Source organism: Aeromonas sp. S12(2024) (genome assembly GCF_041402305.1).
In the GTDB taxonomy this organism is placed as follows: domain Bacteria; phylum Pseudomonadota; class Gammaproteobacteria; order Enterobacterales; family Aeromonadaceae; genus Aeromonas; species Aeromonas veronii.
Window position 1 is genome coordinate 157,810 of record NZ_JBGLRB010000007.1, and the last position, 14,079, is coordinate 171,888.

Sequence of the window (14,079 nt, forward strand, 5' to 3'; positions counted from 1 at the left end):
ATGGGCCACATCATAGTGACAGGCGCCGGTTCTGGTCTCGGCCGGGCGCTGACCATAGGTCTGGTTGAGCGGGGCCATCAGGTCTCCATGATGGGGCGCCGTTATCAGCGACTGCAGGAGCAGGAACAACTGCTCGGCAGCGCGGTGATCGGCATCGCGGCCGATTTGGCGCACCATGAAGAGGTCGACGTTGCCTTCGCCGCTGCGGTGGAGTGGGGCGGGCAGCCCGACATGGTGATCCACTGCGCCGGGGTGGGCGAGTTTGGCCCGGTCGGTGTCTACACCGCCGAGCAGATCCGCCGGGTGGTGGAGAGCAATCTCATCTCCACCATTCTGGTGGCCCAGCAGACGGTGCGGCTTATCGGGGAGAAAGGCGGAGTACTGGCCAATGTGCTCTCCTCCGCCGCTCAGGTGGGCAAGGCCAACGAGAGCCTCTACTGCGCCTCCAAATGGGGGATGCGCGGCTTTCTCGAGTCCTTGCGCGCCGAGCTGAAAGGCTCGCCACTGCGGCTGGTCAACCTCTATCCGAGCGGGATCCGCAGCGAATTCTGGGATAACTCGGATCACGTGGACCCGAGTGGCTTCATGACTCCGGAAGATGCGGCGGCCTATATGCTCAACGCACTGGAAGCCAGAAGCAGCTGCCACGTGACCGACCTCTTTATCGGTCGCAATCCCTGAGGCAACCCTTCATCCGGTTGCCGTCGTCAGTACACAGAAACAAAAAGCGCGCCAAATGGCGCGCTTTTTTATATCGGGAAGAGAGCGGAATTAACGGCCTAGCTTGGCCTTGATCATGGCGACGATGTCGCTGATGGCCACTTCCTGCTTCTCGCCGGTACGGCGGCACTTGTACTCCACAACGCCGTTGTCCAGACCGCGATCGCCGATGACGATGGCATGCGGGATGCCCAGCAGCTCCATGTCGGCGAACATCACGCCCGGGCGCTCTTTACGGTCGTCGAACAGCACGTCCACACCAGCGGCTTTCAGCTCGGCGTAGAACTGCTGTGCCTGCTCGGCCACGCGCTCGGACTTGTGCATGTTCATCGGCACGATGGCCACTTCGAACGGGGCGATGGCGTCCGGCCAGATGATGCCGTACTGGTCGTTGTTCTGCTCGATGGCGGCAGCAACCAGACGGGAAACCCCGATACCGTAGCAACCCATCTCCATGGTGACGGACTTGCCAGCTTCGTTCAGCACGCTCGCCTTCATCGCTTCGGAGTACTTGGTACCCAGCTGGAAGATGTGGCCCACTTCGATACCGCGCTTGAGCAGCAGCTTGCCCTGGCCACACGGGCTCGGGTCGCCTTCTACCACGTTGCGCAGGTCGGCAACTTCGTAAGATGCGATGTCGCGATCCCAGTTGGCACCGGTCAGGTGGAAGCCGGTTTCGTTGGCACCGCAGACGAAGTCCGCCAGATGGGCAGCGCTGCGATCGACGATGATGCGACCGGCAAAGCCGACCGGGCCGATGGAGCCTGCATCGCAACCGGCGGCAGCTTTAATCTGCTCGTCGTTGGCGAAGGTCAGCGGGTTGGCCACGCCAGCCAGTTTCTCGGCCTTGATTTCGTTCAGTTCGTGGTCGCCACGCAGTACCAGCGCAATAACGGCCTGCTTGCCAGCCTCATCCTCTTCGCCCAGCACCAGCAGGGTCTTGGCGATGGCGGTCGGCGCCACGTTCAGGAAGGCAGCCACTTCGTCGATGGTGTGTACGTTCGGGGTGGCAACCTTGGTCAGGGCTGCGGTGGCTGCAGCGCGCTCGCCGGCCGGCGCCAGTGCTTCGGCCATCTCGATGTTGGCGGCGTAATCGGAGCTGTCGGAGAAGGCGATCAAGTCTTCACCGCTCTCGGCCAGCACCTGGAATTCGTGGGAACCGGTACCCCCGATGGAGCCGGTATCGGCCTGCACCGGACGGAAGTTCAGGCCCATGCGGGTGAACGCCTTGCAGTAGGCGGCGTGCATCTTCTCGTAGGTATCGACCAGAGATTCCTTGTCGATGTGGAAGGAGTAAGCATCCTTCATCAGGAATTCGCGGCCGCGCATCACGCCGAAACGGGGGCGCACTTCGTCGCGGAACTTGGTCTGGATCTGGTAGAGGTTGAGCGGCAGCTGCTTGTAGCTGTTCACTTCGTAACGCACCAGCGCAGTGATCACCTCTTCGTGGGTCGGGCCCAGCACGAAGGGACGGTTGTGACGGTCGGTCAGACGGCACAGCTCGGGACCGTAGTCATCCCAGCGGCCGGACTCCTGCCACAGCTCGGCGGGTTGTACCACCGGCATGGAGACTTCGACGGCACCAGCATTGTTCATCTCTTCGCGAACAATGTTCTCGATTTTCTTCAGTACCCGCAGACCGGTTGGCAACCAGGCATACATGCCGGAGGCCAGTTTACGGATCATCCCGGCGCGCAGCATCAGCTGGTGGCTGACAACTTCAGCGTCGGAGGGGGTTTCCTTGAGAGTGGAAAGCAGATATTGGCTGGTACGCATCGCGGTAGACCTTAGCTAGAACGGGCGCGGGGCCCAGGATAATTTCAAGAGCGGAATTTTAACAGGCTGGGCGTTGCGGCCCAAGGGCTAAATTTGCCGCAACCCGAAAGGTGGCCACGCCCGGCAGATGGTCAGGGCAATGACCATTGCAACAAGCAGGCTTTTTATGCCTGCAATTTGGCCGGATCTCCGCTAAACTCTGCCACCTTTTCTCGATGGGCATGGCTTTTCCGCGTCCATCACCCCCCATTTTTAGTACTTTTGGAGCCGCTCATGCCGTTAGTGGGACATCAACACCAGATCGAGATCCTGGAACTGACCGACAAAGGAGATGGCAAAGGACGCCTGTTCGATCGCCCCCTGTTTGTCGAAGGTCTGCTGCCCGGTGAGCAGGCGCTGGTGGAGCTGACCGAGGTCAAGCCGAACTATCTGCACGGCAAGGTCGCCGAGCTGCTCCAGCCCTCCGCCGATCGGGTTGCCGATTTCTGCCCCAACACCGAGTGTGGTGGCTGTCAGGTGCGCCCGCTGGCCTATCCGGCCCAGCTCAAGCTCAAGCAGGCTTTGGTGCAGAGCGCACTGGAGCAGGCTGGGCTGGGTGATACTCCGGTCAAGGATATCCTTGGCATGGAGAGCCCGTTCGCCTATCGCAACAAGGCGCAATATGCGGTGCGTGGCTGCGAAGCGGGTGCCGAGATCGGTTTTTATCGCAAGCACTCCCACGATCTCATCACCGCCGATGACTGCGCGGTGCAGGATCCGTTGCATGTCGAGCTCAACGCCCGGGTGCGCAACTGGATGCGCGAGCACGACATATCCGCCTATGACGAAGTGAACCACAGCGGCTGCGTGCGCAACCTGATGACCCGCAAGGGCTTCAAGAGCGGCGAGCTGATGGTGGTGCTGGTCACTTTGGGCGAGGAGTTACCGTTCGAAGCCGAGCTGCTGGCAGCCCTGAGCGATCTGCCGGTCACTACCCTGGTGCAGAACATCAACAACGAGCGCACCAACCGCATTCTGGGTGCCACCAACCGGGTGCTGCTCGGCGAAGGGGTGATCCGCGACAAGATCCACGAACTCGAGTTCGAGATCTCGCCACTCTCCTTCTTCCAGAACAACCCGACCCAGACCGATGTGCTCTACTCCAGCGCCCTCGAGTATGCCGAGCTGACCGGTAACGAGACGGTGTTCGACATCTATTGCGGTATCGGCACCATCTCCCTGTTCCTGGCTGGCAAGGCCGCCAAGGTGGTGGGGATCGAGTCGGTGGAGAGCGCCATCAGCGATGCCCGCCGCAACGCCGCCCTCAACGGCATCGAGCACACCGAATTCCACGTCGGCAAGGCCGAGCAGCTGATGCCCGAGCTGCACGCTCAGGGCGTGACCGCTGACGTAGTGGTAATGGATCCGCCCCGCAAAGGCTGTGACAAGGCGGTGCTGCAGACCTTGGTCGCCATGGCGCCCCGTCGTCTGGTCTATGTCTCCTGCAACCCGCAGACCCTGGCCCGCGATCTTGCCTGGCTGGTCAAGCAGGGCTTCGTGCTGGACGAGGTGCAGCCGGTCGATATGTTCCCGCACTCCATGCATGTGGAAGCGGTTGCCCGTCTGAGCCAGCCTGCCAAGGCATAAGTCGCCCCCGACTCTTGCCCATAAAAAAACGACGCCAGCTGGCGTCGTTTTTTCTATCTGATGCTCGCAGGTTGATGTGCTCAACCCTGCTTGCGCACCTCGGCGGCAATCTGGTCGAGCAGCTGTTGCCAGCCCTGACCCAGTTCGTTCACCAGTGCGTTGTAGCCATCGGCTGGCAGTACCCGCTCCTGACGGAAGGGGGCATCGCGCAGCACTGTGCCATCTTCTGCCAGCAGGCGCCAGCGGCCGCTCAGCACGGCGCTGCCGTCATGACGGCCCTGAAAGCGCTCCACCAGAATGGTCAGCACCGGCCCCTTGCGGGCGCCATCCTGTCGCACCACCCAGCCCGGCAGGCGGGTGGAGAGGCCATTGAGGGTGAGCTGGTTGAGCTGATCGTCCAGCGCACCGGCCCAGCGATGGTACTCGGTGAAGTGCAGCTCTTGCCCTTCCAGCTGATAGACCAGACTGATCCGGTCGAGCTGGCTGGCCAGCGCCACCGGGCGCAGCACCAGCTGGTGCTGCGGTTGGGCCGGGGCCGTTACGGGTTGCTGGCTGTCGGCATCGAGCGAGTAGTAGTGCAGGCTTGGCTGGCTGCTGCAACCCGCCAGCAGGCCCAGCAGGGCCAGCGTCAGGATCTCTTTTTTCATTGTTTGCCTCGCTTGGGCTCAGGGTCCGATGGATGCGCGCGATCGAAGATCAGCGAGCTGGGCTGCTCGTTGAGGGAGTGCACCAGCGGCTGCAGTTCGCGCATCAACTGATTGAGGGTCTGCACCGACTGACGCAGATCCTGATTGGTCTGCGATTGGGCGTCATAGGCCTGCAAGGTCTCCTGCAACTGTTTGAGGCTCTCGTTGAGCGAGGCGGGCAGCTGCTGGGTGGAATCCTTGGCGGTGAGCTTGTTCAGGTTGGCGCTGACTGCACTGATGTTCTTCAGGGTGCCATCCAGGGTGGTGAGTGACCCGTTGACCTTGGTCAGGGTGGTCGCCATATCCATGTCGACAAACTTGTCGAGGATGAGGTTCACCTTGCGCTCGATCTGATCCAGCCCGCCCTGCACGGTGGGGAAGACCTGATAACCGGCCAGCTTGGCCTGCTCGAAACGTGGCGCGTCCGGATAGAAGTTGAGGTCGATGATCTTGCCGCCGGTCAGCAGGCTCGAGGTCTTGAGGCTGGCACGCAACCCTTCCTTGAACTGCTTGCCGAACAGGGCTCGCCATTGATCCTTCTCCGCCTTGGCATAGCGGTGGGAGAGGCGCTGTACCTCGATGCGGGCCAGCACCGGGATCTGGCGGCTCTTGAAGATCTGCACGCCCTTGTCCTCGATGAGGTAGGGGGCGGAGATGACGGTACCGACCCGGATACCGCGATACTGCACCGCCGCGCCCGGGTGCAGGCCACCCACGTTGTCATCGAACAGGAAGACGTAGTCGATGAACTGATCCAGACTACCGGCCAGCACGCTCGCCTCATCCTGGAACAGGGTGAACCCTTCCATCTGTTTGACCGGCTCGCCAGGCGCCCAGCCGGGTGGCAGCCCCATGGTGATGCCGCCATCGATCAGACTCTCCAGCGAATCCATCTTCACCTTCATCCCCTCGCTGCTCATGGAGACCTCGAAGCCCGGGGTCATCCAGAAGCGGGAGTTGCTGCTCACCAGAATGTCATAAGGGGCGTGGATGAAGATTTGATACTGCATCTCGCTCTTTTCCGGCAGGAACTTCGCCTCTTCCACCTGACCTATGGTGAAGCCCTGATAGTTGATGGGGGAGCCTTCCCCCAGCGCGCGAGTGTCGCGACTACTGAGGGTGAGACGCAGCCCCTTGGCATCGAGGGAGGCGAGCGGCGGTTTGTCGAGCATGGCGTACTCGTCCCGCGCCCGACCTTTCTTGCCGGGGGCGAGCTCGATATAGGCGCCGGAGAGCAGGGTGCTCAGACCCGATACCCCTTCACGGCCCACTCTGGGCTTGACCACCCAGAACTGGCTGTCACCGCGCAGCATGCCGGAGGCGGCATTGGTCAGCCGTCCTTTCAGCACCGCATGGCTATAGTCATCGCTCAGCTCGACGGCTTCGATGCGGCCGACGTCCACTTCGCGGGAGCGGATCACCGTCTTGCCAGCGACTATGCCCTCGGCAGTGGCGACTGTCAGGGTGAAACTGGGGCCCTGGGAGTACCAGTGCTGGAACAGCATCCAGAGACCGATGAACAACGCCAGCAGGGGCACCATCCAGATTGCGGCGGCAGAGCTCAGAAAGTCAGAGCCCGGTTTCCACCTTTTTTTACGCTCACTCACGTTCGCGTTCTCCTTGTTGTAAATCCCAGATCAGGCGGGAGTCGAAACTCATGGCGGCGACCATGGTGATCAGCACCACACCTGCAAATGCGACGGCCGCAGGGCCGGGATAGATGGTCATCAGATTGTCGAGCCGGATCAGGCCCGCCAGAATGGCCACCACGAAGACGTCGATCATCGACCAGCGTCCGACAAATTCGGTCATGCGATAGAGTTTGAGCTTGCCGAGGGGGGAGGTGACATTGCCGCGCTGCACCATATAGCAAAGCCAGAATAGCGCCAGTATTTTCACCAGCGGCACCACCACGCTGGCGAAAAAGATCACCGCCGCTATGGGGTAGGAGCCCATGGCCCAGAGCAGCACCACACCGCCGAGGATGGTGGAGGGGCTGTCATCACCGAGAAACACTGTATCCATGATGGGATAGACGTTGGCCGGAATGTAGAGAATGGCGGAGGTAAACAGCAGCGCCCAGGTGCGGTTCAGGCCGCCCGGCTTGCGCGCATGCAGCTTGCCGCCGCAGCGGGAGCAGCTGTGGCTGCCCACCTCGCTCAGAGCGCCACAGATATGGCAGCCCACCAGGCCGGACTCCAGCGCGCCCGCTTCCGGGTCGATATCCCGCGCCTCGGTCGGGCCGAACAGCCGCTGCCACAGCCACATCTGATCCAGCGAGGAGATCATCTTGATGAGCAGCACGGTGTAGCCGACGAAAGCCCAGAATGACAGCCCCATCTTGATGTCGGCCATCCCCATCAGCTTGACCAGCGAGATGAGCACCCCCACCAGAAAGACATCCACCATCAGCCAGGGTTTGATCCGGCAGAGCAGACGGCCGAGGGAGCGCAGGGCATTGCTGTGCAGATCTTTATCGACCCGCCACAGCACCAGCATGATGGAGCCCATATAGACCAGCGGCAGGCCGATCAGGGTCAGGCTCAGTACCGCGCCGAGAAACAGATAGCCCTCATCCACCAGGGTGGTGATGCTCTGCAAAAAGGTCATCTCCTGGCCCACCCCTTTGGCCGAGAAGGACATAAAGGTAAAGGCATTGGCGAGCACGAACATGATGAGTGCCGCGAACCCGTAGGAGATCGGCCGCAACTCCTGCTGTGGCAGGTGGCGACTCAGGGTGTGTCCGCAACGGGGGCAGCAGCTGGCCTGTCCCACCTCGAGCGGTGTGGCCGGTATCAGCAGGTCACACTCTTCGCAGGCAGTGGCATCATGGACATAGGTGGTGTGGTGTTGGTGTGAAACCGGATGCAAGATAAAACCCCAGATAAGGCCCGTGGTAGAGCCAGAGCTGGCGATTATCGCAGTTGTGCTGGTCAGCGACCAGCCCCCGGAGGCCGCTATTGCTGGCGGGAGTGAGAATGACTTTGACAAGCCAGTGCCCATTTAGCACAATCAAACGCCACTTTTTTTCCGCGGGACAATAATTTATGACAACTGAATCCCCCAGCTACTCCACGATTGAGCAAGCCTTCTCCCTCGGGAACGGGCAAGATTCTGCCCTCAACTGGTTGCGCAAGAACCGCAGTCAGGTCGCTATTTTTCTGGTGAGCGGCATCAAGCTGGAAGGCACCATCAGCGGGTTCGACCAGTACAGCGTGCTGCTGACCGATGCTCATGGTAACCAGCAGCTGGTCTACAAGGCCAAGATCTCCACCATCGCCATGCACACCGGCCGTCCGCAAGTGAACATCCAGCGTGCTCGCAAGCCGCGTGTCTCCATGGCGCCGCGCCCCCACGGTGCGCCGGGTCGTTATGACGACAATCAGGGCGGCGGCAACAACGAGTAATCGTCTGCCCCGCACGCTCCGTTGACGCGCCCTGCGTCAGCGGCTGACGGAACCTGCTCTCATTTTCATTCATGTCCCGTATGAGAGCCGGTTCCGGTTATCGCCCCTTGCAGGGCGATATTTTTTTCCGCACTACGCGGTTATGCCGACCGGTTTGCCCTCTTTGACCATGCAGGTCTGCATACCCGCCGCTTCTCCGGCCTGTACCCCGATACCGGTATCTTCAAACACCAGACAGCTTGATGGATCGACCCCCAGCTTGCTGGCGACCAGCAGGAAGGTGTCCGGATTGGGCTTGTGCAACTCCACATCGTCTGCGGTGACCACCACGGAGAAGTAGCGATCCAGCCCGGTGTTGCGCAGCACTGCCTCGGCGTTGACGCGAGGCGAGCCGGTGCCGATCCCCATCGGGATGACGCCATGATAGCGCTCGACCAGCACCTGCATGGCCGGAAAGACGGTCGCCTTGTGCAGGTTGGCCACATAGTGGGCTGTCTTGCAGCGGGTGACTTCGAGCGGATCGAGAGGGATCTGCTGCTCCTGTGCGACCAGCAGGGCTATCTTGCGGCTCGGCATGCCCCCCAGCTCATAGAACCAGTCGGCATCGAAGTGAAAGCCAAACTCGCGGGCGGTGTGCTCCCAGGCGGCGAGGTGCAGCGGCATGGAGTCGACCAGGGTGCCATCAAGGTCAAAGACCAGGCCTTGGAATCCGGAAAGGGTCATGGTGCGGGTCAGTCTCTGAAAAAAGGGAGCCCATTCTAGCCAGTGGCTCCCCGCCTCGCCATCACCTAGCTGGTGAGAAACGCTTGCCCCCACATTTGTGACTGAAAATAGACGGGGGTGAGCTGGGCCGGATCGAGTTGATATTTGGGGGCAAGCTGTTCCAGCAGGGCCCAGTTGCCCTGTTCATAGGTGCTGACCAGCTGAAACAGATGAAAGAGTGGCCCTTCGTGCAGTTCGATGGCGCGCTGCACGCTCTTGGGCAGGTGGGCCATCAGCGGCTCCGACAGCAGGGATCCATCTAGCACCAGCCCTACCAGAAAGGCCCAGCTTGCCTCCGCTTTACCGAGGGCGGTGAGGGCAATCAGCTCGCAGAAACGGCCGCGGGCGATGGCCATGCGGGTGCAGGCCTCCGGCATGTGCTGGCTCACCCGGGCCAGACCGTTGATCAATACGAACTTGCGGATCTCCTGCTCCCCCAGATAGGAGAGGGCGCGGGGCACCGAGGTGATGGGGGCGGCATGATCGAAGCCGGGGGCGTTGACGTAGGTGAGCAGCAGGCCGGGCAGCCAGGCATCCTGCTCCAGCAGGCGGGCTACCTGGGCGAAGGAGAACTCCTCGTGGCAGATGAGCTGGAGGATCTGCTGTACCAGCGCCATATCGGGCTGGTTCGCCCGCTGATTGACCAGCTCCGGACGGGCGAGAAAGCCGCCGGCAAAGAAGTCGACCCCGGCCTCCCGCAGCGGGAGAAAATCCGCCCAGGTTTCGATGTTCAGCGCCATCCGCTTGTGTTCGGTGGGCTGGCAGATCCCCTCTTCCCCCATCCAGTACACCAGCAGGCGGCTGGCGCCGAGCCATCGTGGATCCCGGTTGGCGCCGTGCACCGCCAGTCTGCGCCGACTGTCGCGCCACTGCTCCAGCACCGGAAACGAGCTGGGCTGGCGTTCACTGGAGGCTTCAACCAGCGGGATCGCGTCCTGATCCAGCAGCATGGGACGCTGTTCATCGAGCTGTTCGTGGGTGAAGGGCACCAGATATTGACGCCCCTGCGCCAGCAGGCGGCAATGTTGCGCCAGTGAAGGCCATTCGGCCGGTGAGCTGAGCTGATAGTCGATGCCGTAGGCCACCAGAGCCAGGCGACGATTGAAGATAGGGTAGCGACGCAACAGCATGGGATCACCGATAGGCCAGAGTGCGGGCCCTCCCTTGTGACTTGGCGTGGTAGAGCGCCTGGTCAGCCTGTTCAGTCAGGGTCTGCCATGCTCCGTCCTGGGAGGGAACCAGATAGCTAAAGCCTATGCTAACCGTAATGAAATCAGCAACCCGCGAGGCGGGATGGGGCATTTTCAAGCGGGCAAGACCATCGTGGATCCGCCCTGCCAGCTGTTCGGCCTCACCGGGTTGGGGGGCGCAGAGCAGAATGACGAACTCCTCCCCGCCGTAACGGGCGACCAGATTGGTGCAGCGCCGCTCTGCATCCCGCAGCACATGGGCCACCTGTTGCAGGCAGAGATCCCCCTTGGCATGGCCGAAGTGGTCGTTGTAGGCCTTGAACTCGTCGACGTCGATCATCAATACCGCCAGCAGGTTCTGGGTGCGCCGTGCCCACTCCCACTCCCGCTGCATGGTGATGTCCCACTGGCGCCGGTTGGCGATGCCGGTGAGGGGATCTTCCAGCGACAGCAGGGAGAGGCGGTGATTGGCTTCCTCCAGCGCCCGGTTGGTCTCGGCCAGCTGCATGGTGCGCTCGGCGACCCTGGCCTCCAGCTGGCGGTTGAGGGCTTCCAGCTGCTCCTGGGTGCGCTGGCGGATCAGCAGTTGCGACAGGATGGCGGCGTACTGTTTGAAGATCTCGCTCTGATAGGCTTTGAGCGGACGGTGCCAGAGCAGGTTGTCGGCGGCGATCCAGCCGATGGGGGTGGTGCCATCCCATAGCGATACCATGGCGTTCCAGCCACGGCCCACCTGCTGCTTCTCGTAGTAGAGGGGGGTATCTTCCATCACCAGTACGTAGTCCTTGCGCCTGAGCGCCTCTTGCACCGTGGGGTGATCCGGAATGGGGCTGATGAAGTTGTGTTCATCCATCAGCTCGCCCTCTTCGCTGGTGCCCCAGGTGCCGCGCATGGTCTTGCCATCGGGTTCGATCAGGAAGATGGCGACCCGATCGAACTGCAGCTCCTTGCGGGCCAGCAGCACGGCATCCCGCAGCAGATCGTTCTCGCTGCGACTGCGGGAGAGGGTGACGCTGACCATGTGCAGCGCCTGCAACATGGTGAGGAAGGAGCCCTGCAGTGCCTGACTCTGTACCAGATCGGTCTGGGTATGGAGCCGCTGGTCCCGCTCCTGATTGACCTGGCTGGAGAGCAGGTGATTGCTGAGCTCGGCAGTCAGATAGTGGATAAGGAGCTGGATGCCCTGACGCTGGTGGGAGGAGAGGCGGTCGATGCGGCGGCGGGTCTCCAGATAGATGACCCCTTCCAGCTTCATGTGACGCTTGAGAGGGAAACAGGCGCGTAACTGCGGCTGGGCGGGCTCCACGTTTTCGCTGGGATCAGGCGGTGGTGGGAGCTGCTCGATCACCAGTTGTCCCTTCTCCATCGCCTTGTCGATCAGGTGGTGGGGCAGGGTCAGTTGGCTGAGATGGGCGAGATCCAGCGTGGTCAGCCCGTGATCGAGCTGAAAACTGTAGAGCTGCGGTTCGGGGGCTTTCAGCCAGAGGTAGAGGCGTTCGGCATCGGTCTTTTCACGGATGGTGGCGAGGCTCACTTCGCATAACTGAGCGAAGTTGGTGAAGTGTTCCGGGTCCCATTCCTGCATACCAATATCCCTTGGATTGTACCCAAGCGAGTATAGACATATTTCTCCTTGATTAATATGTCAGAAAGGAGAGGCAGCGCACATAACGGTTGCTTTCAGCCCTGCTGGTGGAGACATTCACTGCGTTCTCTGCCAATCGTGGATAGAACAGTGTGCCATAACAGTATATATAGCAGCTTGTAGGGCGGGATGCCGGGCAAAAAAGAGCCCGCACGATGGCGGGCTCTCGGGCAGATCAGATGATTCTACGTGGCTTATTCTGCCTTGGGGGCAGTCTCAGCGGTCGTTTCACTGCTATCGGCTGGCGCACTCTCGGTCGCCGGGGCTTCCGGTGCCGGACCCGGCACCAGATCCACTGCCGGTTTGGCGATAAGGGAGCGGGTCTCTTCCACCGCTTCGGTCAGCTTCACCTCGATGATCTGGCCGAGCTCGTAGACCACTTCGGTCTTGTCCAGATAGACGCGGCCGTTGTCCCAGTTGCACTCCAGTCGATCCTTGTTGTCCAGAATATGGCGGGCAGGCAGGAAGACCACGGCGCCGTTCTCCTGCAGACGCAGCTTGAGACCGGCACGCATCACGTCGATGATCTCGGCGTTGAATACCTGATCGGTGCCAGCCGCGGCTTTCAGGTAGCGAACATAGAGCCAGTCGCCGATGTCACGCTCCACCATGCGGTGCAGGCGGCGGCAGGCGGTCAGATGCTCTGTAAGCTCGGTGCTCGGGCGCTCACCCGGGGTCTTGCCGGCGATGACGGCTTTGAGCAGACGATGGTTGACCATGTCGCCGTATTTACGGATCGGGGAGGTCCAGGTGGCGTAAGCATCCAGACCCAGACCGTAATGGGCGCCCGGTTCGGAGGACATCAGCGCATAGCTCTGGAAGCGGCGGATCTTGCCATCCAGCCAGCGGGTGTCGAGGTTGTCGATCCAGCGGCGCAGGGCGCAGAAGCCGGAGAGGCTGGCGATCTCGTCGCGCTCGAACGGGGCTTCGGCACTCTTCAGCAGGTCGATGGCGCCGTCGAGGGACTCTTCGTCAAAGCCGGTGTGAACGTTGAAGATGCCGTAACCTACGCTCTTGCCCAGCACGCGACCGGCGCAGATGTTGGCGGCGATCATCGACTCTTCCACCATGCGGTTGGCGATGCGGCGCGGCTCGACGTGGATGGCCAGCACTTCGCCATTTTCGCCCAGCTCGAAGTCGTAGTCGGGACGATCCGGGAATACCAGCGCATGCTCGGTTCGCCACGCGATGCGTGCCTCGGTCATTGCCTTCATCAGCGGCAGCTGGGCCAGTACGCCTGCGTCGATGGACAGCTCTTTGCCATGCTCTGCCCAGTCGGAGACGTCGTCATAGTTGAGGCGGGCGTGGGAGCAGATGCGGGCGGCGAAGAACTCGGTCTCCTCCAGTAGCAGACCATCTTCGGCGATCAACAGACGGGCGCACAGGGTGTTGCGCTCCTCGCCCTCTTTCAGGGAGCAGAGCTCGTCGGAGAGGGTGCGCGGGATCATCGGCACGTTGCGGCCCGGCATGTAGACGGTAAAGGCGCGCTGGGCGGCTTCCTTGTCCAGCTCGCTCCCTTCGGCCACATAGGCGGTCGGGTCAGCGATGGCGACCAGCAGCTCCCAGCCGTTGTCCAGCTTGGTGATGGCCAGCGCATCGTCCATATCCTTGGTCTTGGCACCGTCGATGGTGAAGAAGGGCACCTTGGTCAGGTCACGACGGGGCAGCTCCTCCTCTTCGATCACCTTCCACTCCGGCAAATCAGCCGGCTCGACCTGGGCCAGATTGTGGCGGGCCAGCACCACCCACCAGGGCACATTGTGATCTTCCTGGGCGGCGATCTTCTGGATGATCTCGGCAGAGAAGTTGCCGTCGACCAGCGCATGGCGCTTGAGGGTCGCCACCACCCAATCACCTTCCTTGAACTCTTTCTCATCCAGACCCTTCTTGACGCGGGCCTTGATGGCATCCTTGATCAGCGGATGATCGGCAACCACGTTGAGGCGGTCACGGAACATCTTGACCCGGGCCACGAAGCGGGTGATGGACTGCTCCAGCAGGGTATCCGGCTCGGCCACTTCCTTCTCTTTTTCGGTACGGATCAGGGCGGTCACCCGGTCACCGTGCATCACCTTCTTCATGTAGGGAGGCGGCACGAAATAGCTGGTCTTCTCATCGACTTCCAGAAAGCCGAAGCCCCGGTCCGAGGCGCGGATCACACCCTCTTTCTTCGGGATGTTTTCGCGGATTTGTTGCTTGAGCTGGGCCAGCAGCGGATTGTCTTGGAACATAAGTGAGGAACCTGAAGTGAAAACCTGGGTGGAGAC

Annotated in this window: 11 protein-coding genes; 3 read left to right on the forward strand and 8 right to left on the reverse strand. The window is 61.5% G+C overall.

Annotation, left to right across the window (positions count from 1 at the left end):
- On the forward strand, positions 1–681 hold the full coding sequence (locus tag ACB035_RS09370) for an SDR family oxidoreductase (RefSeq protein WP_371167150.1): 681 nt from the start codon (positions 1–3) through the stop codon (positions 679–681).
- A gap of 90 nt (positions 682–771) precedes the next feature.
- Here the strand turns inward: ACB035_RS09370 and ACB035_RS09375 are convergent, their stop codons facing one another.
- Complete coding sequence (locus ACB035_RS09375) at positions 772–2,496, reverse strand: proline--tRNA ligase (RefSeq protein ID WP_371167151.1); 1,725 nt, start codon at positions 2,494–2,496, stop codon at positions 772–774.
- Between the two features lie 273 nt (positions 2,497–2,769).
- Here ACB035_RS09375 and rlmD point away from each other — a divergent pair, with 273 nt between their 5' ends.
- Positions 2,770–4,122: a 23S rRNA (uracil(1939)-C(5))-methyltransferase RlmD gene (gene rlmD / locus ACB035_RS09380; RefSeq protein WP_371167152.1), complete on the forward strand. Its 1,353-nt coding sequence runs from the start codon at positions 2,770–2,772 to the stop codon at positions 4,120–4,122.
- A gap of 80 nt (positions 4,123–4,202) precedes the next feature.
- On the opposite strand, the gene ACB035_RS09385 is transcribed toward rlmD, so the two are convergent.
- From ACB035_RS09385 to ACB035_RS09395, 3 genes are read right to left on the reverse strand one after another with little or no spacing between them, the layout of a single operon-like run.
- On the reverse strand, positions 4,203–4,769 hold the full coding sequence (locus ACB035_RS09385; protein WP_075116002.1) for a membrane integrity-associated transporter subunit PqiC: 567 nt from the start codon (positions 4,767–4,769) through the stop codon (positions 4,203–4,205).
- Positions 4,766–6,415 (reverse strand): intermembrane transport protein PqiB, encoded by a 1,650-nt coding sequence (gene pqiB / locus ACB035_RS09390; protein WP_005335774.1) that lies wholly within the window; start codon positions 6,413–6,415, stop codon positions 4,766–4,768. Before pqiB ends, ACB035_RS09385 begins: the two co-directional genes overlap by 4 nt.
- Entirely contained in the window at positions 6,408–7,679 is a 1,272-nt protein-coding gene (locus ACB035_RS09395; RefSeq protein WP_040066978.1) for a paraquat-inducible protein A, read from the reverse strand. The genes pqiB and ACB035_RS09395 overlap by 8 nt, the downstream gene beginning before the upstream one ends.
- Positions 7,680–7,855: 176 nt before the next feature.
- Between ACB035_RS09395 and hfq the strand changes: the two genes are divergently transcribed.
- Positions 7,856–8,215: an RNA chaperone Hfq gene (gene hfq / locus ACB035_RS09400; RefSeq protein WP_005335772.1), complete on the forward strand. Its 360-nt coding sequence runs from the start codon at positions 7,856–7,858 to the stop codon at positions 8,213–8,215.
- 132 nt (positions 8,216–8,347) lie between these two features.
- Here the strand turns inward: hfq and ACB035_RS09405 are convergent, their stop codons facing one another.
- The 4 genes from ACB035_RS09405 to ACB035_RS09420 all read right to left on the reverse strand — a co-directional run bounded on the left by ACB035_RS09405 (position 8,348) and on the right by ACB035_RS09420 (position 14,043).
- Complete coding sequence (locus tag ACB035_RS09405) at positions 8,348–8,938, reverse strand: HAD family phosphatase (RefSeq protein ID WP_162518397.1); 591 nt, start codon at positions 8,936–8,938, stop codon at positions 8,348–8,350.
- Between the two features lie 65 nt (positions 8,939–9,003).
- The gene (locus ACB035_RS09410; protein WP_139429741.1) at positions 9,004–10,107 is read right to left on the reverse strand and encodes an EAL and HDOD domain-containing protein; all 1,104 of its coding nucleotides are present in this window, start codon (positions 10,105–10,107) and stop codon (positions 9,004–9,006) included.
- Positions 10,108–10,111: 4 nt separating this feature from the next.
- Positions 10,112–11,752 (reverse strand): sensor domain-containing diguanylate cyclase, encoded by a 1,641-nt coding sequence (locus tag ACB035_RS09415; RefSeq protein ID WP_144714029.1) that lies wholly within the window; start codon positions 11,750–11,752, stop codon positions 10,112–10,114.
- 254 nt (positions 11,753–12,006) lie between these two features.
- Complete coding sequence (locus ACB035_RS09420) at positions 12,007–14,043, reverse strand: exoribonuclease II (RefSeq protein WP_144714031.1); 2,037 nt, start codon at positions 14,041–14,043, stop codon at positions 12,007–12,009.
- Between the last annotated feature and the right edge of the window lie 36 nt (positions 14,044–14,079).